The following is a 25,615-nucleotide window of genomic DNA, read 5'->3' on the forward strand; positions in this document are numbered from 1 at the left end:
GGGGGCATGCCGGAACGTAGTTGCGAACTGCTCTTCGTCACCATTGGCCGTTGGGGAGGTGAACAAGAGGGCAATGCCCCAGAGGGAGCTGGGGGCACCCGGGGTCGGCAATGGGAACCTCTGCCCCCGTTCGCCGCGTCCGAGGGCACAGTGATGGTGCGGATTGCGTGCTCGCCGGACATCATGGACGGGATGGACATCGGGGGAGCGACATGCCCTCCGGCGGGGGGCAGGGAGGCCCATGTCACAGCCGTTGGAAAGCAGCGACCCGCGGCAGGTGGGGCCGTACCGGATCGTGGGGCGCCTCGGAGCCGGTGGGATGGGGCGGGTCTATCTGGGGCGGTCGCCGGGTGGGCGGGCGGTCGCCGTGAAGGTCATTCGGCCCGAGATGGCCGACGACCCGCAGTTCCGTCAGCGGTTCGCCCGGGAGGCGGCGGCCGCGCGGGCCATCAGCGGTGCCTTCACCGCGGCGGTCGTCGACGCGGATCCGTACGGGGACCCGCCGTGGCTCGCCACCGTCCATGTCGCGGGCATCTCGCTCGACGACACCATCGCGCGGCACGGGCCGCTGCCCGAGTCCTCGGTCGTCGCACTGGGCGCGGGCCTGAGCGAGGCGCTGCAGGCCATCCATGCCGCGGGTCTCGTCCACCGGGATCTGAAGCCGTCCAATGTGCTGCTGGCCCCCGACGGGCCCAAGGTGATCGACTTCGGTATCGCGATCAGCGCAGGGTCGAGTTCGCTGACCCGGAGCGGGGTCGTCGTCGGCACCCCCGCCTTCATGTCGCCCGAACAGCTGACGGGCGGCCGCGCCAGTAGGCCCTCCGATGTGTTCGCCCTCGGCGGCGTTCTCGTCTTCGCCGCCACCGGTGGCGGGCCCTTCGGGTCCGGTTCGGTGGCCGGCGTCGCCTATCGCGTGGTCCACGACACGGCCGACCTGTCCACCGTCCCCACAGGTCTGCGCCCCCTCCTCGCGCGTTGCCTCGACAAGGACCCCGCGCTGCGGCCCACGGTCGAGGAGCTGCTCGCCGAGTTCGCCCACCGGATGACGCCGTCGCAGCTGCCGTCGTCCGGCACGGCGTACGGCGAGGACACGACCACCCTCGCCTTCGGCGGCGGCGCCTGGCTGCCCGCACCCGTCGCCGCCTCGGTACGGCGCGCCGAGGAGGCCGGCGGAGCCCTGTCACCGAACGGCGCGGCGGTCGACCCCCGCCTCGCCCCGGGACAGGGGCCGTATACGTCGCATATGCCGCATATTCCACATGCGCCACACACGCAGACCGCTGCCGAGACCGAGGTCCCGCGGCACCCGGACGCGGGCACCCCCGGCCCCGTACCACCGGGTGGACCGGGTGGTACGCCCGGTCTCACCGACGCGCGCCGGCATCCACAGCCGCCGCCGTTCCCGTCCCCACCCCTGCCTTCGCCTTCGGACGGTGCGAGAGAGGGCGCCGCCGCCGAGACGCGTACGCCCACACCCGGACCCGCCCCTACGCCCACCCGTCGCCGCGTCCTGATCGCCCTCGCCGGAGCGGGTACCGTCGCCGCCGTGGGCGCGGGCACCTACCTGCTGGGGCGGGGTGACCAGGACGACCCCGACAGGGGCGCGGACAACGACACCCTCAAGGACCCGTCCGGCGTGCCGAGCCCCGGCCGCCAGAGATGGAAGTACGGCACCGCAGGCCCGGTGGCCCCGGCCCTCCTTGCCGCGGGCGGGCTGGTGTACGCCGGCAGCAGGGACGGCAGCATGTACGCCCTGGACGCGGAGACCGGCAAACAGCGGTGGGCGTTCGGCACCGGCAACGGTGTCTACACCTGCCCGGCCGTGGTCGGAGGCACCGCCTACTTCGGTAGCGCCGACTACCACCTCTACGCCGTCGATGTGAAAACCGGCGACCAGCGCTGGCAGTTCAGCGCCGGCGGCGAGGTCAACTCCTCGCCGGTGGTCGCCGGAGGCGTCGTCTACGTCGGCAGTGACGACGGCCGCCTCTACGCCGTCGACGCCAACTCCGGTGAGCGGAAGTGGACGTTCACCGCCCGGGGCCGTATCCGTTCCTCCCCGGTCGTCGCGTGGAACAAGGTCTACGTGGGCAGCGAGGACTCCCGTCTCCACGCCGTCGACGTGGCGACAGGGGAGCCCAGTTGGGCGTTCAAGACGGGCGGCGAGGTCAAGTCCTCCCCGGCCGTCGCCGACCGGACCGTCTACGTGGGCAGCTACGACGGCAACCTCTACGCCGTCAACTGCGATACAGGCGAACTCCGTTGGACCTTCCGCACCCAGGCCGGCGTGGGCTCCTCGCCCGCGGTGTCCGACGGAGTCGTCTACGTCGGGAGCGACGACGGCAACCTGTACGCCGTCGACGCCCTGACCGGCGAACAGAGGTGGAAGTTCACCATCGGCAACGTCGTCTACTCCTCACCGACCGTCCTCCGCGGCGCCGTCTACGTCGGCAGCAAGAACGGCAACCTCTACGCCGTGCGCGCCGACACCGGCCGGTCGATCTGGACTTATCCCACCGGCGCCGACATCCGCTCCTCCCCCGCGGCAGCCGCCGGCACGGTGTACGTGGGCAACGACAGCGGCACGGTGTACGCGGTCAAGAGCTGAACGGGGCGGGAGGGCGGGAGGGCGGGAGGGAACGGCCGGTGATCGAGGCGGAGTTGAAGGCGCGCGTACATGCGCCCGAGGCGGTCGCGCGGGCACTCAGCGAGCGGGCGCTCAACGCGCGGGCACTCAGCGAGCGGGCGCTCGGTGATCGGGCCGAGGGGCGCGTCGAGACGTACCAGGACACGTACTACGACCGGCCCGACGGGGGCCTGCGCGCCCGCGACGAGGAGCTGCGGCTCCGGTTCGTGGTCGACCGCGGCACGGGCGACCGCCGTACCCTCCTCACCTTCAAGGGGGCCGCGGTGGACGAGGCGTCCGGCTCCAAGCCCGAGTTCGAGACCCGGCTGGAGGACTCGCAGGCCGCCCACGCCATCCTGGAGCACCTCGGCTACGTACCGGCGATCGTCGTCAAGAAGCGGTGCCGCAGCTACGCCTTCGAGGCGTACGGGCGCAGGATGCTCGCCACTCTGGTCCGCGTCCCCGAGCTCGAGGGCACGTTCCTGGAGATCGAGACCATGGTCGAGGAGGAGACGGACGTCACAGCGGCCCTGGGCGCCATCCGCACGGTCCTCGCCGAACTCGGCATCGCCCCGGAGGACCTCACACGCGAGCTGTACACGGACGCGGTACGGGCGGCCCGCCGCATGTAGTCGTCAAGACGGCCGGTGAGCCGCACAAACACGCCGCACAAACACCTGGGGCCGGAATCCTCATCGGATTCCGGCCCCAGGCCTTCAGTAGCGGGGACAGGATTTGAACCTGCGACCTCTGGGTTATGAGCCCAGCGAGCTACCGAGCTGCTCCACCCCGCGTCGTTGAAACCAGTGTACGCCATCCGCGGGGCACCCAGCACACGGTTTTACGACGGCCCCCCTTCACCCACGTTCACCCGCCACCCAACCAGCGGCCCGTCACGGATTCACCCACGGCCCGTCACGGATTCACCCACGGCCCGTCACGGCAGCAGATGCCCGTTCGGCGCCTTCGCCAGTCCCTCGTACTCCGGGAGTACGACGACGTCGACGCCCTCCGCCGCGAGCATCGCGTTGCCGGCGGCGGCGTTCTCGACGAACGTGTCCGGCTCGCGCCAGGCCGTGACGACGCGCCGTACGCCCGCGTCGAGGAGGAGCCGGGCGCACGGGTCGGGGCGGGAAGCGCGGCGGGCGCACGGTTCCAGGGTGCTGTAGACGGTGGCGGAGGCGAGGCGCGGGTCGGCGGGGTCGAGTTTGGCGAGGGCCGCCTCCTCGGCGTGGACCACGGGGTCGCCGTCCTCCCGGGAGTGGCCGCGGGCCAGCTCCGTACCGTCCGCCGCGACGACGATCGCGCCCACGCTGAACGCGGTCCGGGAGGGCGGGCACGCGAGGGCCAGTTCGCAGGCCAGCGCCAGCCAGTGCCGGTCGGCGGGGGAGACGGCCGGGCCGGTGCCGGGGAGAGTGGGGACGTACCGGATGAGGACGACGTCGCCGACCGGCCGGGTCTCCAGCACACGGAGGCGGTTCCTCGGCCCTCCGGGATACGCGCCCGTCCCGAACATCCGCGGCGCGTCCGTCTCGCCCACGAGAACGGGCGCCACGGCCAACTGGAGCTCGTCCGCGAGCCCCTGCTGGAGGAGCTGGGTGTGCACGCGTCCACCGCCCTCGACCATCAGGCGCCGGATGCCGCGTACGGCACCGAGGTGGGCGAGGATCGCCGGCCAGTCCAGCTCTGTCCCGAGGGGGACGACGTCGGCGGCGATCCCGGCCCCGCGGAGCCGTTCCGCGCCCTTGTCCGTCGTGTACACGACCTTCTCGCCGCCGGTGTGCCAGAACTGGGCCGCCGGGTCGAGGTCGCCGGACGCGCTGACCGCGACCTTGAGGGGGTACTCGGGGAGGCCGGCGGCGATCCGGGTCGCGCGCCGCTCGGGGGAGTTGACCAGCAGCCGGGGGTTGTCGGTGCGCAGGGTGCCCGCGCCGATCAGGATGGCGTCGCTGGCCGCGCGCACCTCGTCGACCCGGTCGAAGTCGGCCGGGCCGGAGAGCAGCAGCCGTTCGGGCCCGGTGTCGTCCAGGTAGCCGTCGAGGGAGACGGCGGCGGACAACAGGACGTAGGGCAGGGACATGGACGCGCTCCATACTCCATGGCTGAGGGCCGGGGGCTTGTGTGGGAAGGGCGGGCTTGGTTCAAGTTTTAAACACTAACTACACTCTACGTATGACGACCCGCTGGCTCACCCCCGACGAGCAGCGAGCCTGGCGTGCCTACGTCGCCGCGAGCTCGCTCCTGGAGGACGCGCTCGACCGGCAGCTCCAGCAGGAGGCCGGTATGCCGCACCTCTACTACTCCATGCTGGCCGCCCTCTCCGAGGCGCCGGACCGGAGGATGCGGATGACCGACCTCGCCGAGCGCCTGAAGATCACGCGCAGCCGGCTGACGTATGTCGCGACCCGGCTGGAGAAGGACGGTGTGCTGCGGCGCGAGAACTGCCAGTGGGACAAGCGCGGCAGCATCGCCGTACTGACCGACGAGGGCATGGCCCTGCTGGAACGTACGGCGCCGGGTCACGTCGAAACGGTCCGCAAGGCGGTCTTCGACCACCTCACCCCGGAACAGATCGGGCAGCTGGAGGAGATCAGCATGGGCATCGCGGCGGCGATCCAGGGCGAGGGCGGCTCCCGCCCCGCGGCCCCCGACGACCTGCCGTGGCGCCGCCGCTCGTGCGGGTCGAGCCTGCCGGAACAGTGATCGTCATCACGCCCCCTTCCCTTCCCTTCCCTTGCCTTCCCTTCCCGACCGATTCCCGCCGTCATTCCGACTGATTCGGCCGTCATTCCCGGACTCCCGGGAATGCGACCCATCCCAAAACGGGTTGCTTGAAATTTGAAGCAGGGGTTAGAGTCCTGCCGAGGTCGTGCTTCAAATCTGAAGCACTGACTGGCCACGCCACCCGCACCAGGACCGGAGACCCGCATGCCCGAATTCCCCGCTGCCACCCCGCGTGCCCGCGTCCGGGTACCGCTGCGTTTCCACGACGGCTACAGCGTCGACGCCGAACTGGTCACCTTCCATGGCCTCGTCGACGGCCAGGAGCACCTGGCGATCGTCCTCGGCGACCCGGCACCCGGCACGCCCCCGCTGGTCCGACTGCACTCGGAGTGCCTGACCGGCGACGTCCTCGGCTCGGCCCGCTGCGACTGCGGCCCGCAGCTGCGCGAGGCGGTGGAGCGGATCGCCGATCGCGGCGGGGTCCTCCTTTACCTCCGCCAGGAGGGCCGCGGCATCGGCCTCTACAACAAGCTCGACGCGTACGCCCTCCAGGACCAGGGCCTCGACACCTACGAGGCGAACGCGGCGCTCGGGCTGCCCGAGGACGCGCGCGACTACACGGCGGCGGCCCAGATGCTGGACGCCCTCGGTATCGCCGAACTGGACCTGCTCTCCAACAACCCCGACAAGGCCCAGCAACTCCGTGACCTCGGCGTCGGCGTCCAGCAGCGTGTCCCCACCGGCGTCTTCACCACCGCCCACAACGTCCGCTACCTCCGCGCCAAGGTCCTCCAGACCCAGCACACCCTCCTGCTGCCGGAACTGACGGCGGGCTGATTTCATCTGGTCCACTCGGCCCCGGTCGACTGGCCGCCCGCCCGCGCGCCCGTAAACCATGGACCTGTGGGGCAGTCGGAAGGTGTCCAGGGCAGGCACGGCGTACAGGGTGCAGCGGGTGTGAAGGGGCCGGGCAGCCGGCGCTTCTTCTACGCCCGCGCCCTCCTTCGCGCCCTCCCGGCTCTCCTCGTCCTCACGGGCCTCTTCTACGACCGCTTCACCCCACGCGAGTTCACGGCGGTCCCCTTCTTCACCGCCGCCCCCCTCGTGGCCGCCCCGCTGCTCTCGCTCACGGGCACGGTGGTCGCGGGTGTCGCCTCCCTCGCCGGCATCGTCGTCGTCCACCTCCGCTACGGCGACGCGGGTCATGTGGACGCGATCACCGAGATCGCCACGGTGGCCACGGTCGCCGTACTGGCCGTGGTCATCAACAGACTCGTCCACCGCAGCAGCGCCCGCCTCGCCACCGCCCGGGAGATCGCCGAGGCCGCGCAGCGGGCCGTACTGCCGGAGCCGCAGGAGCGGATCGGCGGCTTGGAGATCGCCGCGCGGTACGAGGCGGCGCAGGCCGGGGCGTCGATCGGGGGCGATCTGTACGCCGTACAGGACTCGCCCCACGGCATACGGCTGATCGTGGCCGACGTACGCGGCAAGGGGCTCGGCGCGGTGTCGGCCGTCGCGGTGCTGATCGGCGCGTTCCGGGAGGCGGCCGAACAGGAGTCCACGCTCGAAGCGGTCGCCCAGCGACTGGAACGGGCCCTCACCAGGGAGACCACGCGACGGGAGGCGACCCGCCGGAGCAGGATCGAGGCGATCGAGGCGATCGAGACCTATGAGGCGATCGAGATGTACGAGGGGTTCGCCACAGCCGTACTCGCGGAGTTCCCGCATGGCGCCGGACTCGCCCGCATCGTCAACCGAGGGCATCCGTCCCCCCTGCTGCTGTACGCCGACGGCACCCTGCGCATGCTGGACGCCCCCACCCCCGCACTCCCGCTCGGCATGGGAGAGCTGGGCGCCTGGCCGGACCGAGCCGAGGAGGCCGAGTTCCCCACCGGCGCGACGCTGCTCTTCTACACCGACGGCCTCTCCGAGGCCCGGGACGCGCACGGCGTCTTCTACGAGCCGGCCGAACGCCTCTCCGGGCGCACCTTCCCCGGCCCGCGCGCCGTGTTGACGACCCTCGCGGAGGAGGTACGCGCCCACACCGGCGGCGGCGCGACGGACGACATGGCACTGCTGGCGGTACGCCGCCCGTGACCCTGATGGGCCGACGGCGTCCTCATCTCCTCCACGTCCTTCACGATTCTCCTCACCCAGCGTGTTCACCCGACCCCCTCCGCATAACAACTGACGCTCAGTCAGAACCTTTGTGACGGCTGGGGCAAGGTCAACTCGCCCGTTTTCCGCCCCTCATGACCCGAAAGTCCAGCGCAAAAGCCGGAACGATCATTCGGAACCGCTTGGAATGCGGCCCTCGCGTCTATTAACGTTCGATAACGCAGCGCGGTCGTCCCAGCCGTCACAAGAGGCGGCTCCGTGCTCACGCGCCGAATCCCGTACCTGTACGGGAACCGGGGAACCACCACCCTGGGGTGAATCGCGCGGAAGCCGTCGTGGCAGCACGACAGGTTTACGCGCGTAGGAGACCTTCCTGCTCCGAACCCGTCAGCTAACCCGGTAGGCGAGAAGGAAGGAAAGGAGTACGCCCACGTGGCGTCCAACCGGTCCGCGACCGAAGCCCCGTTCGTGCCGAGCCAACGCAGCGGCGAGACGTTCGCCTACGGCAGCTACAACGCCGAGAACGAGGGCCCCTTCCAGGAGTGGAACCCCACCGAGGAGTCCATTCGTCCCGTTCGCGGCCGGCACCGCGTCGCCAAGCAGCGCCAGCGCGGCGGACTCGCCCGCAGCTCCACGGTTCTCGGCGTCGGTGTCATAGCCGCCGTCGGCGGCGCCGGCATGGCCAGCGCGCAGACCGGCAAGCCCCCGGTGTCCATCTCGTTGCCGGACATGCCGAACGTCGGCTCGGTCTTCGAGGACGAGGCCGACGAGCCGGAGCCCCAGGCCTCCACCTCCCCGCTCAGCAGCGCCGGCCTGATCGCCGCCGACACCGAGCAGGGCACCTCGGACGCCGGCGAGGCACTGCGCGCCCGGATCATGCAGCAGGCCGAGTCGCAGCAGGAGGCGTTCGACAAGGCCGCCGCCGAGGCCGTGCAGACCGCCGCCGCGAAGAAGGCCGCCGAGCAGGCCGCCCAGGAGAAGAAGGAAGCCGAGGCCAGGGAAGCCGCCGAGCGGAAGGAGGCGGAGGAGGCGGCCGCGAAGAAGGCGGAAGAGGAGCGCCTCGCCGCCCTCGCGAAGCAGTACGCGCTTCCGACCTCCTCGTACACCCTCACCTCCTACTTCGGCCAGTCCGGCCCCTACTGGTCCTCCGGGTACCACACCGGCCTCGACTTCGCCGCTCCCACCGGCACCCTGATCAAGGCCGTCCACAGCGGCACGATCACGCAGGCGGGCTGGGACGGCTCGTACGGCTACAAGACCGTCCTCACCCTCGATGACGGCACCGAGATCTGGTACGCCCACCAGTCCTCCATCGGCGTGAGCGTCGGCCAGAAGGTCGCCACCGGCGACGTCATCGGCCGCGTCGGCGCCACCGGCAACGTCACCGGCGCCCACCTCCACATGGAGGTCCACCCCGACGGCTCCGCCACGGGCATCGACCCGGCGGCATGGCTGCGCAGCAAGGGCCTGAGCCTCTGACCCGGCAGACCCGGCAGGGGTAATTGGCAGCTCGGTCCCGGTGACATGCCGCGCCGGCGGCGTGACCGTGGGACTGAGCTGCCAATCGCGCGATCCCGGAATGCGGGCGTCCGGCCCGGCGGTTGACGAGAAGCATGACTTCTCTTCGCAAGCTGGGTACGTCCGACCTCGAGGTCTTCCCGCTCGCCCTCGGCGGCAACGTCTTCGGCTGGACGGCAGACGAGAAAGACTCCTTCGCCGTCCTGGACGCCTACACGGCCGCAGGCGGCAACTTCATCGACACCGCCGACTCCTACTCGGCGTGGGTCGAGGGCAACGAGGGCGGGGAGTCCGAGACGATCATCGGCAAGTGGCTGGCCGCCCGCGGCAACCGCGCCGACGTGGTGATCGCGACCAAGGTGAGCCAGCACCCGCGGTATCGGGGCCTGACCGCCGCCAACATCAAGGCCGCAGCCGACGCCTCCCTCACCCGCCTCGGCACCGACTACATCGACCTCTACTACACGCACTTCGACCAGCCCGAGGTCCCCGTCGAGGAGATCATCACCGCCCTCGACGACCTCGTGAAGGCCGGTAAGGTCCGCGCGACAGCCGCCTCCAACATCACCCCCGAGCGCCTCAAGGCCTCCCTGGACTTCTCGGCCACCGAGGGCCTCGCCCGCTACGTCGCCCTCCAGCCCCACTACAACCTGGTCTCCCGCGACACGTACGAGGGCCCCCTCCAGACCCTGGCCGCCGACTACGGCCTCGCCGCCGTCCCCTACTACGCCCTGGCCAAGGGCTTCCTCACCGGCAAGTACCGCCCTGGCACAACGATCGACAGCCCCCGCGCCGCAGGCGCCGGCGCCTACCTCGAAACCCCGCGAGGCACCCGAGTCCTGACCGCCCTGGACAACATCGCCAAGTCCAGGAACACCGACCCCGCCACAGTCGCCCTGGCCTGGCTCCTCACCCAGCCCACCATCACGGCCCCCATCGCCTCGGCCCGCACCGCCGACCAACTCCCACCCCTCCTGGCCGTAGCCGACCTGACCCTGACCCCCGAGGACGTCACCCATCTGACAGAGGCCTCGGCGTAACCCTGGGCGGGGGTGGGCTGCGCAACTCGGCGCCACAAGGCACCGCCGCGCCCACTCAGCGGCACGACTGCCCGCAGCGAGGCCAGCCACCACGACGGCGGGGCGGCCGCAAGACGGCGGAAGGGGCCGTGCCGGTACGTCATGCCCGTCGCGTAGAGCGGCCCAGAGAACCCCAACCCATCAACCCCGAGCAGTAGGGCACCAAGCGACGGGCAGACGTACCGGCACGGCCCCGCCCCACCACGCACCGCACGCGCCCCGCCCCCCAACGCACCGCACGTGCCCCGGCCCACCCGCCGGAGGTGCCCCGCACCAGGCGGCGGGCAGACGTAGCGGCACGGGCCCCGCCCCCCAACGCACCGCACGTGCCCCGCCCCCCCAACGCACCGCACGTGCCCCGGCCCACCCGCCGGAGGTGCCCCGCACCAGGCGGCGGGCAGACGTAGCGGCACGGGCCCACGTCTGGCGCGTCATGATCGCCGACGAGCGAAGAGTCAAGTCCCTCCCTGGCCAGGCGGCTTGACAAGACACAGAGGCACCGACTCACCAAAGCCTGCCCCGAGATGACTGGACTCGCCCGCCTGACCGGCGAGTTCGCGCAGCTGCTGACCCCGGCCGAGGGCAACGACGCCAAGCTCACCGTCTGGATCACCGCAGTTCGCTCCACCGACCTGCCCCACCTGCACTCCTTCACGAACGGCCTTGAGCTCGACCGCGCAGCCGTCGACGCCGGACTCACCACCCCGTACCACAACGGCCGCACCGAAGGCGTCAACACACGAACCAAGAAGATCATGAGGCAGATGCACGGCCGAGCCGGGTTCTCCCTGCTCCGCCACCGCATCCTCCTCCAGTGATCACCACACAGCGCTACCACCGATTACGGGACAGAGCCACTCGTTTGATAGTCCCGGACATTGTCGTACGCGGGCTTGGTGGTGGGGTGGGGCCGCCCGGGCCCCGGGAGCCCCTGAGCCTGCTTGCTCGCCCAGTCGGTTCCGCCCTGCTGTTCACCCGCGGGAATCGCGTTGGAGTGAGCGCAGTGCGAGCAGTGCGTGGTCGGCGGCGCGGCGGACGGCCGGGAGCTTGCCAGGGTGCGCGAGGACCATTCGCAGCATCATGCCGGCGACCTCGTCCGCGTCTGCCGGTGGCCGCTTCTCATGGGGCCAGTGGATCGTCTGCCACAGCGTGGCACCGATGATCTCGCCTGCCAGGTCGATGTTGTGGTCGATGAAGTCGCCGGTTGCGACGCCCCGGGCCAGCAAGCTGCGTCCCGTCGTACGTGCCGTGTCGTAGGCGAGTTTCCACCGTGCGAACTCGGGCCGGTCGATGACCGAGGTGAGGTAGAGGCCGCGCAGGTCGTAGGCGCTGGTCAGCTCGGTCTCGACCTCGCGGCGCACCATCTGGTAGAGCGTCACGGCGGGTTCGGCATCGGGGAGTTCGAGCTGGCCGCGCAGCAGGGGTGAGCGTTCGCAGTCGTAGGCGAAAAGAGCCTCGGCGATGGCCGCTTTCGACTTGAAGTGGTGGAAGAGCGACGGCTGTCGGATGCCCACCGCGTCGGCGATCTGCCGGGTCGAGGTGCCTTCGAATCCCTTCACGGAGAACAGGTGCGATGCCTTGCGCAGGATCAGATCGGCTGTCGGTTTCTGGTCTGCCACCAGGGCAGCCTATCAATAGATAGACAAGGTGCCGGAAGGCGTGCATACTCGCCGTCTATCGATCGATAGGCCAAGTAGGCGATTATCCACATCACGTCGACAAGGCGGGCCTCATGGACTCCTCGGACACGACAGCCGGTACGGACCGGACAGCGGATTCAGACCTCTCATCCGACGCGGACGGCCTCAAGCACGGCGTCATCGGCACGAAACATCTCGTGTTCTTCGTGGTGGCCGCGGCGGCCCCGCTGACGGTGATGGCGGGGTTCGCACCCCTGGCCTTCTCGCTCGGCGGGCAGAGCGCGCCGGTCGGGTATCTCGCCGCGGGCCTGGTCTACCTGGTGTTCGCGGTCGGCTTCACCGCGATGAGCAAGTACGTCACCAACGCGGGAGCCTTCTACGCCTACATCACCGAGGGCCTGGGCCGTACGTGCGGTGCCGGTGCCGCTCTGGTCGCCTACGTCGGCTACACGCTGGGACAGATCGGGTTCTGCGCGGCCGCGGGCCTGTTCGCGTCCACGGCCGCCGACAGCATCCTCGGCGTCGACGTGCCCTGGGGCGTGTGTGCTGTGGTCATCGGGCTGGCCGTCAGTGTGCTGGCCTACCGCCGGGTGGACATCGGCGCCCGCGTCCTGGCAGTTCTCCTGGTGGCCGAGGTCGGACTGCTCGCGCTGCTCACGGCGGCGATCCTGTTGCGCGGCGCGCCCGACGGACTGACCGTCCAGGGCTTCGACCCGGGCGGGTGGTCGCTGTCCGGGATGGGCTCGCTGTTCGTGATCACGTTCGTGGTCTACGTCGGGTTCGAGCAGACCGCGGTGTATGCCGAAGAGGCCCGTGACGCGCGGCGTACCGTCCCTCGGGCGACGTACATCGCGGTCGTCGTACTCGCTTTCACCTACACCGTCGTCGCCTGGGCACTGCTGATGGGCATCGGTCCGAACCGGCTCGCCGCGGTGCTCACCGGCTCGCCGCAGACGCTGGTGTTCGACCTGAACGAGCACTACCTCGGGTCGGTGATGACCGATGTGCTCCGGGTGCTCATCGTGACCAGTTTCTTCGCCGGCGTGCTGGCGCTGCACAACGCCGGCTCCCGCTACCTCTACTCGCTGGGACGGGACGGTCTGGTGCCCCGTGTGCTCGCCCACACCTCTCCCCGAACCGCCAGCCCGACGACGGCCGCCGCGGTACAGGGGGTGCTGGTCGTCGCCTCGCTCGTCGGGTTCGCCTTCAGCGACCTGGACCCGTACACCCAGGTCGTGGTGTGGACCAACACGCCGACGCTCGTGGCTGTTCTGGCGCTGCAGATTCTCACCTCGGTCGCCGTGATCCGCTTCTTCGCCCGCGATCACCGCGGGGAGAAGGCCTGGCACCGCTGGATGGCGCCGGCCCTGTCCGTGGCGGCGCTGGGCGGTGTGCTCTACCTCGTCTGCACGCAGATGGACCTGCTGACAGGGCTGGGACCATGGCAGAACCTGCTCCTGACGGTGCCGCTGCTGGTGGCGTTCGTGGCGGGTGCGGCACGGGGCCGGGTGGTCCGGTGACCACGCCCCGCTACGCCTGGTCGATCCCCGGCTTCGCCGTCGAACGGCCCACGGGCACGCCGGACTCGGGCGAGATCTGGTGCTACACGGACCGCTTCAGTTACACCGCTGGCGACGAGATCGGCCTGCGTGTCCACACCACGGCCCCCCACTACGACGTCCGTGTCGTGCGCGACGGCAGCACCCCCGTCGAGGTGTGGTCCGCCGACGCCCTGCCCGGCAAGGCCTACCCGACGCCCACCGACGCCTACGAGGTCGGTTGCGATTGGCCGGTGTCCACCACCTTCACCGTCGACCCCTCCTGGCCGTCCGGGCTGTATCTGATCGTGGTCGGCATCGAGCACCAGGGCCGCCGCGTCGAGCGCGAGCACTTCTTCGTGGTGCGCCCGCCCCGACCGCGTGCCCCGTACGTCCTCGTGCTGACGACCAGCACCATGACCGCCTACAACGACTGGGGCGGCGCCAACCACTACCGCGGCGTGGGCGACGACCCCTACCAGGACATCCCCTCTCCGGTGCTGTCGACGCAACGGCCCGTGGCACGGGGCATGCTCCGCCTGCCGCCGGGCGCCCCGCGCAGCGCCAACCCGGCGACCCCGGGCCCCGGTTACGTTCCCCGCCACCCGGCCTACGAGTGGGCGCACGCACACGGCTACTCCCGCCACCATGCCGACGCGTTCTGGGCCGCCTACGAACGCCCCTTCGTCGTCTGGGCGGAGCAGCACGGATACGAACTGGACTACCTCACCCAGCACGACCTGCACGAGGACCACTCGGCGCTGGACGGCTACGCCTGCGCCGTGTTCGTAGGCCACGACGAGTACTGGACCTGGGAGATGCGCGACGCCGTCGACCAGTTCGTCGAGGGCGGCGGCAACGCCGCGCGGTTCGCCGGGAACTACATCTGGCAGGTGCGCCTGGAGGACGACGGCACCACCCAGGTCTGCTATAAGGACCCGGCAACCGACCCGCTGCGCCACATCGACCCGCGCCGCACCACCACCGCCTGGGACGCGCCGTTCATCGACCGGCCCGGAGCCCGGACCTTCGGCCTGACCGGCCTCGGCGGCGGCTACAACCGGTACGGGGCGGCCACCCCGCGCAGCACCGGCGGCTTCACCGTCTACCGGCCTGGCCACTGGGCCCTGAAGGACACTGACCTGTACTACGGAGACGTGTTCGGCAGCGCGCCGACCTGTATCGCCGCCTTCGAACTGGACGGCGTCGACTACACCTTCCGCCGCGGTCTGCCGTATCCCACCCACGTCGACGGTGCCCCCGACGGGCTGGAGATCATCGCCATGACCCCGGCGGTCGTCGGCGAGGTCGACCGGTGGCGCGGCGAGGTCCCTCTCGGCGCCCCTCGGGAAGAAGCCGTCGGACACATGCAGGCGTTGTGGGGCGACGACGTGCCGGACCGCTTCCAGGGCGAGTTCCACGGCGCGGGCATGGTCGCCGCCTTCACCCGGGGCGCCGGACAGGTCTTCAACGCCGGTACGACGGAATGGGTCAGCGGCCTCATCCACCGCGACCCCTTCACCGAGCAGATCACCCACAACGTGCTGCGGCGTTTCGGCGCCGGGGAGGAACGGACATGAGCGGCATCGACAGCATCCGCGCCCTGAAGGTCGGGAGCGGCGAGCGCGTCGTACCCGTCTGGGGCGAAGGCGACGCCAGTCCCGACTGGCGGGAAACGGAATGGCGCGGCTTCGGCCGGGACGAGGAACATCCCTTCGCCGGCGCCTGGGAGGGCGAGCCGGGCACGCTGCGACTGGAGTCGTACCCGTATGACGAGGTGTGCGTCATGCTCTCCGGCCGGGTGGCCCTGATCGACACCAGCGGCAAGCGACGCGAATTCGCTGCCGGCGAGGCGTTCTTCGTCCCCCGAGGCTTCAGCGGCGTGTGGGAGACCGTCGAACCAGCGAGCAAGATCTTTGTGGCGCTCTTCACGCAGGAGTAGCAGGGGCTGAAGACGAGCAAGGCGGAGACCGCCGACCCCGTCGTCTCAGATCCGCAGCAGTGTCTCCGCGTTGCGGTACGCGATCTTCTCCCGGTCGGCATGTAGAGGAGGCTCGCGATGGTGAAGTGTACGCTCTCGCGGACGTCCTCGGTGATCGTGCGGGACAGGCCTCTCCGCGTGCCCGCGTGACGCTGGCCTCTAGTGCTGGATTCCTCAAACGGAGTACACATATCGGCGGCGTAGGACACGGGTTGAAGGCGCGGGTCTTCCCCATACCCAGTGTCGGGCTCGTGTATTGAGCTGGGCTGTTGCCAGGCGGGTGGCTTGGTCGATCTCGGGTGGTCCGGCGAAGGACTGGCCCGCGAGGGCAGCTTTGCGGAAGATGCGCCACCAGCCCTCCTGGAGGTTGAGCCAGCAGGCGCCGACAGGGATGAAGACGTGCCGGATTCTGGGGTGACCCTCAAGCCAGGTCCGGGTGGACAGGCTGTTGTGCGAGGACAGGTTGTCGGTGACCACGTAGATATCGCCGGCCGGATTGGCCGCCTCAACCCTTTGAAGAAACTGCTGGTAGAAGGCGCTGTTTCGGGAAGAGGCGGTCATGGTGACTTCGTGTCCGTCCCGTACCCGCAGAGCGCCGTAGACCCAGGTCTTCTCCGGCCCGCGACTGTAGTCGGCCTCGGACTTGATGCGGTGACCGTCCGGCGACCAGCCCGGCGCCGGCGGGAAGGTACGGGGGATCACCGGTCCGAGCTCGTCGGCGCAGACGACCGTGGCGCCTTCGGGCGGGCAGGTGTAGAGCTCGATGATCCGTGTCCTTTTCCCTCGAAGTCCGCGTCCTTCGACCGGGTCCAGGAACGGGTGCGGCGCCAGCGCACGCCCTCGGCCAGCAGGATCCGGCGGACCTGGCTGCGACCGACCTCGATGCCCATTCGTCCGGCCTCGGCGGCCAGCGCGTCGAGGGTCCACTCCGCCGACCCGGACTCATCCGCCGCGGCCAGCTCGCCGTCGGCCTGCACGGTCAGCCGACCTGGGGGCGGCTGTTTGACCAGACCGATGATTGTTGAGCGTTCCGTCTCGATGATCCGCCGCTTCCGGCCCTGTCCACCCAGGTCCTCCAGCCCGTCCAGGCCGAAGCGGTTGAAGCGGTGCAGCCACCGGCGAACTGTCTTGGGATTGCACCTCAAGTGGTGATGCTGTGCTCCAGGAGGTGCGGGCGGCCCGCGAAGTCCCGGGGCTCCTTGGGCGGCGAGGCGACGGCGACCGAGCCGTCGGGGCAGTCCGCCCTGGGCGACCTGAGTGCCGATGCCCGCCGGGGTGTAAAAGGCTGGGATGCCGGCGCCGCCCGCCCGCAGACGTTCGGCGAGCGTGCCCTGCGGCACAAGTTCCACTTCCAGCTCGCCGGACAGGTATTGGCGGGCGAATTCCTTGTTCTCACCCACGTAGGAACCGATGACGCGGGCGATCGGGCCGGCGGCGAGCAGGACACCGAGGCCGCGGCCGTCCACGCCGCAGTTGTTGGAGACGACCCGCAGCCCGCCCGCGCCTTGTGTGTAGAGGGCGCGGATGAGGACATCGGGGACGCCGCTGAGGCCGAAGCCGCCGACGGCCAGTGAGGCACCGTCGGGGATGTCGGACCGCCTCGGCGGCGGTGTCGCGGACTTTGTTCACGTGCAGCCTTTGCAGGTGGTGGCGGGGCAACTGCGCGCTTCGTGAGGCAGGCCGACGCCGGTCAGACCCGGGTGCGCAGGGGGCCGGAGTTGTAGGTGATCGCGTCGGTGAATGCCTGGGGCAGATCGAAGGGGTGGCCGGTGGTGTCGGCGTAGGCGCGGTGCAGGTTGAGGACGATGCGTTCCACGTCGGGCAGGTCGGCGAATGGGCCGAGGCGGCAGGTGCGCGCCGCTTGCAGGGGTGTGAGGCCGTCGCGCAGGCCGGCCTGGGCGGTGGTGTGGACGAGTCGGTAGTACGCGCGGTGGTGGTCGAGCACCGCCGGCAGGGCGTGTGCGTCGATGACGGGGCCGTGGCCCGGCACCACGTGTTCGGGTGCGAAGGAGGCGATCCAGTCCAGGGAGCGCAGGGCGCCGTCCAGGGAGCCCATGAACACCAGCGGGGTGACGCGGTGGAAGAGCAGGTCTCCGGCGAACAGCACGCGTTGTTCGGGGAGCCAGGCGATCAGGTCGCCGCTGGTGTGCGCGGGGTGGCCGGGGTGGTGGAGTTCGATGGGATGGCTGTCGCTGTGCAGGGTGAGTGCTGTGCGGATGGTGAGGTCCGGGGCGCGCCGGGTGACCGCGCCCCAGTCGGGCACGGGCTGCCAGATCGGCGGGCAGCCGTCGATGACGGTGTCGGTCAGGATGCCTTCGCGGGTGGCTTCGTGTGCGATGACTACCGTGGTGCGGGGCAGCAGGCTGTTGCCGTGGGTGTGGTCGCCGTGCAGGTGGGTGTTGACCAGGTAGCGGATCGGTGTGCCCGGTGCCGCCCGGTCGACGGCGGCGACCAGGTCCCGGGTGCGGTTCTCGGTGGCGCAGGTGTCGATGAGGACGGTGTGGTCGTCGGTGGTGACGAACCCGGCGTTGTTGATCCACCAGGAGCCGTCGTGCTGTGTCCAGGCGTACACGCCGGGGGCCACGGCGTGGGCGGTGCCTGCCGTGTCCGGTGCCGGGCTCGGTGCGGGGGTCATGGGCGGCCTCCGTGGTGCGGGTGCGAGGTGGCCCGCAGATCACCGACGGGGCGCTCGGCGCGCTCGGTCACGCGGCAGGTCTGGGTGCCCAGGTGCTCGACGCTCAGGGTGACGGTGTCTCCCTGGGCCAGGGGAGGGTGGGCGTCGAGCCCGCGTCGTCCCCACAGTTCGGCCAGGCAGCCGCCGCCGCAGGTCCCGGAGCCGAGGATGTCGCCGGTGCGGACCTTGGTGCCACGGGAGGCGTAGGCGATCATCTGGGCGTAGCTGAAGGCCATGTTGCTCCACATGTCCTCGCCGACGACTCTGCCGTTGACGGCCGCCGTCATCCGCAGGCCGTAGGCGTTGCCCGCCCGGTAGGGCTCCAGTTCGTCGGGGGTGACGAACACCGGGCCGAGCGTGGTGGCGCTGTCCTTGCCCTTCGCAGGGCCGAGGCGAACCTGCATCTCGTTGAACTGCACGTCGCGCGCGGACCAGTCGTTCATCAGCACGTATCCGGCGATGTGGGACTCGGCCTCGGCGACGCTCAGGTCCCGGCCACCTCGGCCGATCACGGCGGCGACCTCCAGTTCGAAGTCGAAGCGCGTGCAGCCCGGCGGGATGCGCACGTCGTCCTGCGGGCCCTGGATGGCATAGGGGTTGGTGAAGTAGAAGGCCGGCGCCTCGTACCACTGCTCGGGCGGTCCTGCCTCCGGTCCGCCCAGCCTGGCCACGCCCTCGACATGGCTCTCGAAGGTCATGAAGTCCCGCACGGTCGGCGGCTGGGGAATCGGCGCCCGCAGCCGGAGCGAGGCGTAGGAGTGCACGGCACGGGGATCGCGCAGCGCGTCGTCCGCGGCGTCGTGCAACCGCTGCGGGTCGTCGAGCAGGTCGATGAGACGGATACCGGATGGCAGCGCGTGGACAAGGTCGTCGGCGTCGAGTACACCGACGCGGTCACCGCCGTCGCCGTCGGTTTCGGTGTAGGTGACGAAGCGCATGACTACTTTCCGGGCTGCTGGTGTTCCGGAGCCGCCTGGAGTTCCGACGACATGCCGGCAATGAAGCCCCATGCTTCCGGCGGGGTGCCGGGCAGGGGGCGCCCGGCGTCGGCGAGCCGGCCGAGGACTGTTTCGGCTGAGGCGTCCGCCCGTGCGAGCAGGGCCGGAAAGTCGGTGCCGGTGAGGAGGCCGTCGCGCTTGGCGAAACGGCCGGCGACCAGGACGTGGCGGACGTCGGCGGGGGTGGTCTGGAAGACGAGGGTGCCGGCCGGGTCGAGCTGCGGGTGCTGGGACATGCCGGGGCCGCCGGTCACGATGATGTCGGCCTGCTTGCCGGGGGTGAGGCTGCCGATGCGGTGATCGAGTCCGATCGCCTCGGCCGCGTTGACGGTGGTCCAGGCCAGTGCCTCCTGCGCGGTGACGGTCACCGCGGTGGGGTCAGCGCCGGCGAGGTTGAGGTCCTCGGTGTCGGCCCAGCGTTGGAAGGCCAGGCCCATGCGGGTCTGGGTGAACAGGTCTCCGGTGTTGAGAGAGACGACGTCGCAGGACAGAGTCGGTTTGATGCCGTGCCGACGGGCGGCTGCGAAGGCGGGGCGGCCCATGCCCATGTTGAGTTCGGTCTCCACCGAGATCGACAGCTTGGCGCCGTGGTCGGCCAGCAGATGCCACTCCTCGTCGGTGAGGGTGTTGCAGTGCACGTGGACCTGGTCCGGTCCGAGCAGGCCCGCCGCGGCGAACTCCCGCACGCCGCTCGGCAGTGACCACACGCAGCCGGTGTGCGTGACGATCAGCGCGTCGTGTTCGCGGGCGGCGGCAATCTCGGCGCGGGTGGTGTCGAACGGCCGCGTGCCGTACTCGGTGAGCGCCACCCCGAGGGTCAGCAGCGCGTCCCGGCTCGGGAAGTGGGTGGCGGCGACGCGCCGGAAGTCCGCCAGGCGCAAGGCGTGATCGGTGAAGTGCGGCGGCTGGAGCGGGTTGGACTCGAAGAAGCCGTAGCCGAACACGGCACGGATTCCCGCGTCCCGCAGCCCGGTGATCGCGGCGTCGGCATGCTCAGGCGTGTTGTTGCAGTGCGAGAAGTCCAGGATCGTGGTGACGCCGGAGTTCAAGGCGTCCAGGGCGCCGAGGTGATTGCCCAGGTGGACGTCCTCGGCGAGGTAGGCCGGTGAGACGCCGAGCCGGATGCCGAACAGGTAGTCCGCCAGGGTCCAGTCGGCGCACAGGGCGCGCAGCTGCGTCTGCCAGGTGTGCCGGTGGGTGTCGATCATGCCGGGCGCCACGATGTGCCCCGTGACGTCCACCGTCTCCGCCTCCTCGACGGAAAGGTCCGGTCCCACCGCGGCGATCACACCGTCCTCGATCAGCACGTCGCCGCGGGACAGGTTCCCCAGACGCGGATCCATGGTGAGGACGGTGCCGCCGCGCAGCACAACACGATGCCGAGCCATGATGATGACTCCTTCGTCATCCGAGCCACAGAGGCATTGCCTCCCGTGGACTCACCTCACCAGAGGAGCACGCCAGAGATCATCAGCCGAAATGGTTGTGAACCGGCCGTGACCGAGGGATTGACGGCCCGGTCTCCTCTGACGTAAACGGAAGCACCGGCAGCGCGGGCGGTACGGAGCGGGAGGCACGGAGGCACAGGCATGGACATCCGGGCGCTCCGCTACGCGGTGACACTGGCGGAGGAACTGCACTTCGGCAGGGCCGCGCAGCGGCACTACATCAGTCCCCAGCCCTTCGGACGCCACATTCAGCGGCTGGAACGGGAACTGGGCACCAAGCTCTTCGAACGCACCAGCCGCCGGGTGACTCTCACCCCTGAGGGCGAGCGGCTGATCGCCGAGGCCCGAGCCCTGCTCGACACCGTGGACTCCCTCACCCGACACCACGGCCGCCGCACCGACGACGAAAAGCTCCTCACGCTGGGCGTCCTGGGATTCGGACTCGCCGAACGCTGGCCGGACCTGACCGCGGCGGTGCACGGCCACGATCCGGACGTCACCTTCTCCTACGCCGAACTGGACCTGGCCGACCAGTACGAAGCGGTCCGCAGCCACCGCGTCGACGTGGGCATCGTCCAGTACGTCGGCCCCGTCGACGGGCTCGTCTTCGAGCACGCCCTGACCATGCCCCGGGTCGTGGTCGTCCCCGCCCGCTCCCCTCTCGCCGACGCCGACCGTCTGACCGAGGCCGACCTCGGTGACAGCCCATGGCTGCCCACCGCGCTCGCCCATCCCGCGCTCGAAGCATGGTCCGGCCCCGCCTCCGGCGGGTCCCACAGTCGCGGTGCCCTGCGCCACCCCGCCGCCATACCAGGAGCCGTGGCGACAACCGGCCGCATAGCCCTCCATGCCGAGGCCGCCGGACGCTTCTACCCCCACCCAAACGTCCGGTTCGTCCCGCTCGACGGACCGCCCGTTGAGATCGCCATCGCCACCCGCGCCACCGACGACCGCCACGCCATCACCGCCGTCCGCCACGCCACGCGCCTTCTCGGCAGAGTCCGGTAAGCCGACCAGAAGATCCGCGGGACGCAGGGGATACAACGTCCTGACGTCCGCGATGATCACCCCCGCCACCAGCCTGGACGTTCGGCGTCGTCGGCGCGGCTCCCCCACTGCTGAATCTCGCGCCGGGGCCGCGCTCCATTGCGGGGCGAGAGCGTGGCTGCCGCCCAGTCGATACCCAAACAAAGATCATTCCACCCGCCGGTGTGATGATCACGGCAGATCCAGCGAGTCGGACCGGGGGCGCCTACGGGCGCGCCGCCAAGCTCGTCGGGGCGTTTACGGCCGACTCTGCGGGGCTGTCCACGGGTACCGGCAAACCCCCTGGCCTGTCACTCAGTGGGGCTCGGAGACTCCGGTGGCGGGAGGAGGCGTCGCAGCAAGGACTCCTCCAGCTCGATCAGGATGGCTTCGTTGCCGGCGACGGGGCTCGGCAGGGTGCGCCACAGGACGAGCTGGCCGTGCAGAGCGGTCCACAGGTGGATACCCAAGTCCTGTGCCTCCGCCCGACGGCCGGGGGCCGCTTCGGCGAGGTAGGCGTCAGTCGTGTCGGTCCATGCCTGGAGCACGGTGTCGACAGGGTGGTCGGTGGAGGGGCGACGCTCGGGCTCGTACTCCAGGCTGAACATCAGTCGGTAGCGGCGGGGCTTGTCGATGGCAAACCTGCGGTAGGCCGTGACGGCGGCCCGCACCCGCCCCCATGGGTCCGCGCCCGCCCCGGCGGCCGACTTGCCGGCCTCGCTCATCACGTCGGCCAGTGCTCGGTAGGTGGCGTCGAGCACGGTGGATACCAGGTCGGCCTTGTCCTTGAAGTGCCGGTAGACGCTGGGCGCGGAAATGCCGACCTCGCGGGCGACCCCGCGCAGGGAGAGCGCGTCCTCGCGCCCCGTCTCCTCCAGGATGCGGGTCGCCGCGTCGAGGATCTCCTGGCGCAGCCGCTCGCCTTCTCCCCGCACGTTGGGGACCCGCTTGACCTGCGACTTCATGGCCTCCTCCTCACCGCCCGCAGCAGCCTACCGACCCTCCGTGCGCCCTGCCTCGGGCGGTCGGCGCTCCGTCAGGCCCGACGTCAGGGCTTCCGATTCCTCGATTAACGCTGTTAGTCTAGCAATCGTTCGACTAACGGTGTTAACCGATGATGGAAAGGCACAGCCATGACCTCGTCTCCGGCCGTCCCCGCGTTCACGCTCACCCGCCCGCAGGGCGCCCCCCTGGACCCCCCGCCGCTGTACACCGAACTCCGTGCGAAACAGCCCATTTCCCGCGTCTCCCTGTGGGAGGGGCAGCTCAGCCCCTGGTTGGTGACCCGCTGGGAGGACGCCCGCACCGTGCTGGGCAATCCGGCGTTCAGCACCGATCCGACCCGTCCCGGCGCACCCAACCTCAGGAAAGACACCCCGCAGACCCCGCGCGGCTTCTTCGCCACCCACGACGACCCCGTCCACGCGGCGATGCGGCGCACCCTGACCCGGGAGTTCATGGTCAAGCGCGTCAACGAGCTGCGCCCGGCCATCGCCCGCCTGACCGACGAGCTCCTCACCGACCTGACCAAGCTGAGCGGTCCCGCCGACTTCGTGGAGCACTTCGCGCTGCCGCTGCCGTCCCTGGTCATCTGCGAGCTGCTGGGTGTGCCGTACGAGGACCACGCGTTCTTCCAGGAGCACTCGAAGGCCCTCGTCGACTTCAACGCCACGGGGCAGGAGACCACGCAGGCGTTCGCGCGCCTCGCCGAGTATCTGCTGGGACTCGTGGGGACCAAGCGCACCAAGCCCGGGAACGACGTGATCACCCGGCTGGCCGCGCAGGCGGACGAAGGTGTCATCACCGATCAGGACGCCGCCGACCTGAGCGCCTTCCTGTTGTTCGCCGGGCACGAGACGACCGCGAACATGATCACGCTGAGCACCATCACCCTCCTCAACCACCCCGACCGGATACCGCACATCCTCGGCGGGGAAGAGCAGGTCGCGGTCGCGGTCGAGGAGCTTCTGCGCTACCTCTCGATCGTGCACGGCGGGCTGCGCCGAACCGCCGTCGAGGACGTCACCATCGGCGGCGTCACCATCCGCGCGGGAGAGGGCGTGATCGTTCCCGTCCACGTCGCCAACCGCGACCCGGAGTTCTTCACCGCTCCCGACGACCTCGATCTGGACCGCGCCAACGCCCGCCAGCACCTCGCCTTCGGCTACGGCATTCACCAGTGCCTCGGCCAGCCGCTGGCCCGTGCCGAACTCCAGATCGTGCTGCCCGAGATCTTTCGCCGACTGCCCGAGTTGAAGATCGCCGTACCGATGGATGAGATCGCTTTCAAGCAGGACACCGTCGTCTACGGCGTTGGCGAGCTGCCCGTCACCTGGTGACCGGAACCGCCGGCCACCCCCCACCCCCCACCAGCGAGAGCAGGAAGAATCGTCATGCATGTAGAAGTCGACGTCCCCAAGTGCGTCGCCTCGGGCCAGTGCGTACTGCTCGCCCCCGACGTCTTCGACCAGCGCGACGAGGACGGCATGGTCGTCCTCCTCAACGAGAACCCGCCGGCCGAACTCCACGACGCCGTCCGCGAATCCGCCACCGTCTGCCCCGCGGCCGCCATCCGCCTGGAGGAGTCGTGAGCGTGCCCCCGGCCGGCCGCGTGGTCGTCGTCGGCGCCTCCGCCGCCGGCCTCGCCGCCGCCGAAACCCTCCGCCGGGAGGGCCACACCGGCGCCATCACCCTCATCGGCGACGAACCCGCCGCCCCCTACGACCGTCCGCCCCTGTCGAAGGAGATCCTCTCCGGCGCCTGGAGCCCCGACCGGCTCCCCCTGCGCGCTCCGGCGGATCTTGACGCCCTTGACCTGGACGCCCGTTACGGCTGCGAGGCCGTCGGCGTGAATGTCTCCGCGCGCACCGTGCTGCTCGCCGACGGTACGGAGGTGCCGTACGACGGACTCATCGTGGCCACCGGGGTCCGTCCCCGCCTGCTGCCCGGCACCAGGACGAGACGAGGACCTCCAAGGTGGGTCTTGATCTCATCGAGAGTGCCCTCGATCTCCCATCGCTGGGCATACAGCGCGGCCAGCGACGCGGCCGACGCGGCCCGCGGATCCAGGATGGTGGTGATCAGCCGGTACACCGTGCCGCTGCCGTCGCGGCCGAGCGTGTACTCGATCACCCGGACCCGCGCCGGGTCGGCGCGACGGTTCTTGTCCCGGGCCGCAACGATCTCCGAGAGGTAGGAGCCGTCCTCCAGCAGGGCCCGGACAGGAAGTACGGCGTCGTTCTTGACCCGCCACAGCAGGTCCGCGCCGGTCGCGGCGGCGGCCCGCCACAGGTCAAAGCCGCGAAAGCCCCGGTCGGCCAGCAGCAGCATCCCCGGTGTCAGTGAGCTGAACAGGCGCTGGGCCAGCTCGGTTTCATGGACAGCCAGCGGCCCGGCCTGGGCCGCGAAGACGGCGTGCGTGCCGCACTCGGCCAGCGCGGCCACCCTCACCTGCGGATACGCGCTCTTCTCCTGCCCGCGGCTGACTCCCGGACGGCCGAAGAAGGCGGCATTGGCCTCGGTGTCCGGCACGTCGAAAGTGGTGCCGTCCACCGCGACCAGCCGCCATCCCCGATACCAGGCCCCACTGGTGTCCTCGGTCGCCACCGGCCGGCACACCCGGGCAAACAGGGCCTTCAGCGGCTCCGGGCCCAGTCGCAGACGGGCCCGGCCGATCGCCGTCCGATCCGGCAACCGCTCATCCGACGACGGCTTCACCTGTCCGGGCCTTGGCACACCACACCCAACGACCCGAAAGCCCCAAAGTCACCGGTATTGGTACTAGATGATCAATTCCAAGGGATGCCTGCGGAGGGTGTGGGGTGGGCGGTGGCCGAAGCCACCGCGAAACGGTCAGGCGGCGGACTGTCGGAGTACGCCCTTCTGTGCCCAGGCGGGCGGAGAAACGTGCCCACTTTCCGCATCCCTCCGGTCCCGTGCATCCTGGTCAGTGCTGCGGAGAGGGTTGAATGCGCAGGGGGTCAGCGGCCTGCCATAAGGTCCCGGAAAGAGTCCCCCAGTCCTCTCGGAGCGCCTGTGCCCCGCCTTGCTCGCCTTGTGACTACGCTCGCGGCCCCTCTCCCGTTCTCCGGGGCCGACGCAGCGCCTCATCTGGAGACCCGGCCCACATCGCGGCTCCTCGTACAGCGAGGGGACACGAAGCTGATCGTCCAGGAAGTCCGGCCGCCAGCCCCTGCCTCGACCGTCTCCTTTCCGGCGCCCTGGCCTCGCCGGTTCGGCGCGAGCGCA

22 protein-coding genes, 1 tRNA gene, 3 pseudogenes and 1 riboswitch are annotated in these 25,615 nt (G+C 70.3%); of the genes and pseudogenes, 15 read left to right on the forward strand and 11 right to left on the reverse strand.

Annotated elements, in window-relative coordinates:
- The first annotated feature begins 241 nt into the window (after positions 1-241).
- Both CES90_RS46550 and cyaB read left to right on the forward strand, forming a co-directional pair.
- Positions 242-2,605 (forward strand): beta-alanine-activating enzyme beta-propeller domain-containing protein, encoded by a 2,364-nt coding sequence (locus CES90_RS46550; protein ID WP_189781063.1) that lies wholly within the window; start codon positions 242-244, stop codon positions 2,603-2,605.
- A 38-nt stretch (positions 2,606-2,643) separates the two neighbouring features.
- Entirely contained in the window at positions 2,644-3,255 is a 612-nt protein-coding gene (gene cyaB, locus CES90_RS46555) for a class IV adenylate cyclase (protein WP_189781064.1), read from the forward strand.
- An 88-nt stretch (positions 3,256-3,343) separates the two neighbouring features.
- Here cyaB and CES90_RS46560 read toward each other — a convergent pair.
- Together CES90_RS46560 and CES90_RS46565 are read right to left on the reverse strand one after the other, a co-directional pair.
- Positions 3,344-3,417: transfer RNA gene (locus tag CES90_RS46560), tRNA-Met, on the reverse strand.
- 143 nt (positions 3,418-3,560) lie between these two features.
- On the reverse strand, positions 3,561-4,703 hold the full coding sequence (locus CES90_RS46565; protein WP_189781065.1) for a dihydrofolate reductase family protein: 1,143 nt from the start codon (positions 4,701-4,703) through the stop codon (positions 3,561-3,563).
- Between the two features lie 92 nt (positions 4,704-4,795).
- On the opposite strand from CES90_RS46565, the gene CES90_RS46570 reads away from it, so the two are divergent.
- The 6 genes from CES90_RS46570 to CES90_RS46595 all read left to right on the forward strand — a co-directional run bounded on the left by CES90_RS46570 (position 4,796) and on the right by CES90_RS46595 (position 10,880).
- A complete protein-coding gene (locus CES90_RS46570; protein ID WP_189781066.1) occupies positions 4,796-5,326 on the forward strand; it encodes a MarR family winged helix-turn-helix transcriptional regulator in 531 nt (176 codons plus the stop codon).
- Between the two features lie 225 nt (positions 5,327-5,551).
- Complete coding sequence (locus tag CES90_RS46575; RefSeq protein ID WP_189781067.1) at positions 5,552-6,184, forward strand: GTP cyclohydrolase II; 633 nt, start codon at positions 5,552-5,554, stop codon at positions 6,182-6,184.
- A 120-nt stretch (positions 6,185-6,304) separates the two neighbouring features.
- Complete coding sequence (locus CES90_RS46580) at positions 6,305-7,444, forward strand: PP2C family protein-serine/threonine phosphatase (protein ID WP_189781124.1); 1,140 nt, start codon at positions 6,305-6,307, stop codon at positions 7,442-7,444.
- Positions 7,445-7,722: 278 nt separating this feature from the next.
- Positions 7,723-7,886, forward strand: a riboswitch (cyclic di-AMP (ydaO/yuaA leader).
- A gap of 11 nt (positions 7,887-7,897) precedes the next feature.
- Positions 7,898-8,944: a M23 family metallopeptidase gene (locus CES90_RS46585; protein WP_189781068.1), complete on the forward strand. Its 1,047-nt coding sequence runs from the start codon at positions 7,898-7,900 to the stop codon at positions 8,942-8,944.
- Between the two features lie 134 nt (positions 8,945-9,078).
- Positions 9,079-10,023, forward strand: coding sequence for an aldo/keto reductase (locus CES90_RS46590; protein ID WP_189781069.1), 945 nt, complete (start codon positions 9,079-9,081; stop codon positions 10,021-10,023).
- A 506-nt stretch (positions 10,024-10,529) separates the two neighbouring features.
- The gene (locus CES90_RS46595) at positions 10,530-10,880 is read left to right on the forward strand and encodes a transposase (RefSeq protein ID WP_268257076.1); all 351 of its coding nucleotides are present in this window, start codon (positions 10,530-10,532) and stop codon (positions 10,878-10,880) included.
- Between the two features lie 153 nt (positions 10,881-11,033).
- On the opposite strand, the gene CES90_RS51510 is transcribed toward CES90_RS46595, so the two are convergent.
- The gene (locus CES90_RS51510; RefSeq protein WP_208921688.1) at positions 11,034-11,681 is read right to left on the reverse strand and encodes a TetR/AcrR family transcriptional regulator; all 648 of its coding nucleotides are present in this window, start codon (positions 11,679-11,681) and stop codon (positions 11,034-11,036) included.
- A gap of 113 nt (positions 11,682-11,794) precedes the next feature.
- Between CES90_RS51510 and CES90_RS46605 the strand changes: the two genes are divergently transcribed.
- From CES90_RS46605 to CES90_RS46615, 3 genes are read left to right on the forward strand one after another with little or no spacing between them, the layout of a single operon-like run.
- Complete coding sequence (locus CES90_RS46605; protein ID WP_189788187.1) at positions 11,795-13,222, forward strand: APC family permease; 1,428 nt, start codon at positions 11,795-11,797, stop codon at positions 13,220-13,222.
- On the forward strand, positions 13,219-14,820 hold the full coding sequence (locus tag CES90_RS46610; RefSeq protein ID WP_189788186.1) for a N,N-dimethylformamidase beta subunit family domain-containing protein: 1,602 nt from the start codon (positions 13,219-13,221) through the stop codon (positions 14,818-14,820). Before CES90_RS46605 ends, CES90_RS46610 begins: the two co-directional genes overlap by 4 nt.
- On the forward strand, positions 14,817-15,182 hold the full coding sequence (locus CES90_RS46615; RefSeq protein ID WP_189788185.1) for a cupin domain-containing protein: 366 nt from the start codon (positions 14,817-14,819) through the stop codon (positions 15,180-15,182). Before CES90_RS46610 ends, CES90_RS46615 begins: the two co-directional genes overlap by 4 nt.
- A gap of 213 nt (positions 15,183-15,395) precedes the next feature.
- Here the strand turns inward: CES90_RS46615 and CES90_RS46620 are convergent, their stop codons facing one another.
- From CES90_RS46620 to CES90_RS46645, 6 genes and pseudogenes are all read right to left on the reverse strand, one after another.
- A complete protein-coding gene (locus CES90_RS46620; protein ID WP_332836443.1) occupies positions 15,396-15,989 on the reverse strand; it encodes an IS630 family transposase in 594 nt (197 codons plus the stop codon).
- Positions 15,920-16,366, reverse strand: a complete 447-nt coding sequence (locus CES90_RS46625; protein ID WP_229914466.1) for a helix-turn-helix domain-containing protein — start codon at positions 16,364-16,366, stop codon at positions 15,920-15,922. Before CES90_RS46625 ends, CES90_RS46620 begins: the two co-directional genes overlap by 70 nt.
- Positions 16,366-16,850 (reverse strand): annotated as a pseudogene (locus CES90_RS50890) (CoA transferase subunit A); the annotation flags it as partial. The pseudogene CES90_RS50890 and the gene CES90_RS46625, both read right to left, overlap by 1 nt.
- 61 nt (positions 16,851-16,911) lie before the next feature.
- Complete coding sequence (locus CES90_RS46635; RefSeq protein ID WP_189788184.1) at positions 16,912-17,856, reverse strand: MBL fold metallo-hydrolase; 945 nt, start codon at positions 17,854-17,856, stop codon at positions 16,912-16,914.
- The gene (locus CES90_RS46640) at positions 17,853-18,833 is read right to left on the reverse strand and encodes a fumarylacetoacetate hydrolase family protein (protein WP_189788183.1); all 981 of its coding nucleotides are present in this window, start codon (positions 18,831-18,833) and stop codon (positions 17,853-17,855) included. Before CES90_RS46640 ends, CES90_RS46635 begins: the two co-directional genes overlap by 4 nt.
- 2 nt (positions 18,834-18,835) lie before the next feature.
- Positions 18,836-20,281, reverse strand: a complete 1,446-nt coding sequence (locus tag CES90_RS46645) for an amidohydrolase family protein (RefSeq protein WP_189788182.1) — start codon at positions 20,279-20,281, stop codon at positions 18,836-18,838.
- 201 nt (positions 20,282-20,482) lie between these two features.
- Between CES90_RS46645 and CES90_RS46650 the strand changes: the two genes are divergently transcribed.
- Positions 20,483-21,349, forward strand: a complete 867-nt coding sequence (locus CES90_RS46650; protein ID WP_189788181.1) for a LysR family transcriptional regulator — start codon at positions 20,483-20,485, stop codon at positions 21,347-21,349.
- 329 nt (positions 21,350-21,678) lie between these two features.
- Here the strand turns inward: CES90_RS46650 and CES90_RS46655 are convergent, their stop codons facing one another.
- Positions 21,679-22,332 carry a TetR/AcrR family transcriptional regulator gene (locus CES90_RS46655; RefSeq protein ID WP_189788180.1) on the reverse strand — a complete coding sequence of 218 codons (654 nt, stop codon included), beginning with the start codon at positions 22,330-22,332 and terminating at the stop codon, positions 21,679-21,681.
- A 168-nt stretch (positions 22,333-22,500) separates the two neighbouring features.
- On the opposite strand from CES90_RS46655, the gene CES90_RS46660 reads away from it, so the two are divergent.
- The 3 genes and pseudogenes from CES90_RS46660 to CES90_RS46670 all read left to right on the forward strand — a co-directional run.
- On the forward strand, positions 22,501-23,706 hold the full coding sequence (locus tag CES90_RS46660) for a cytochrome P450 (RefSeq protein ID WP_189788179.1): 1,206 nt from the start codon (positions 22,501-22,503) through the stop codon (positions 23,704-23,706).
- 54 nt (positions 23,707-23,760) lie between these two features.
- Positions 23,761-23,958: a ferredoxin gene (locus CES90_RS46665; RefSeq protein WP_189788178.1), complete on the forward strand. Its 198-nt coding sequence runs from the start codon at positions 23,761-23,763 to the stop codon at positions 23,956-23,958.
- Between the two features lie 20 nt (positions 23,959-23,978).
- Positions 23,979-24,320, forward strand: a pseudogene (locus CES90_RS46670) (FAD-dependent oxidoreductase); the annotation flags it as partial.
- Between the two features lie 20 nt (positions 24,321-24,340).
- Here the strand turns inward: CES90_RS46670 and CES90_RS46675 are convergent.
- Positions 24,341-25,102: pseudogene (locus CES90_RS46675) on the reverse strand (IS4 family transposase); the annotation flags it as partial.
- Positions 25,103-25,615: the final 513 nt, after the last annotated feature.

This window comes from Streptomyces capitiformicae, from assembly GCF_002214185.1.
Taxonomy (GTDB): Bacteria; Actinomycetota; Actinomycetes; order Streptomycetales; family Streptomycetaceae; genus Streptomyces; species Streptomyces capitiformicae.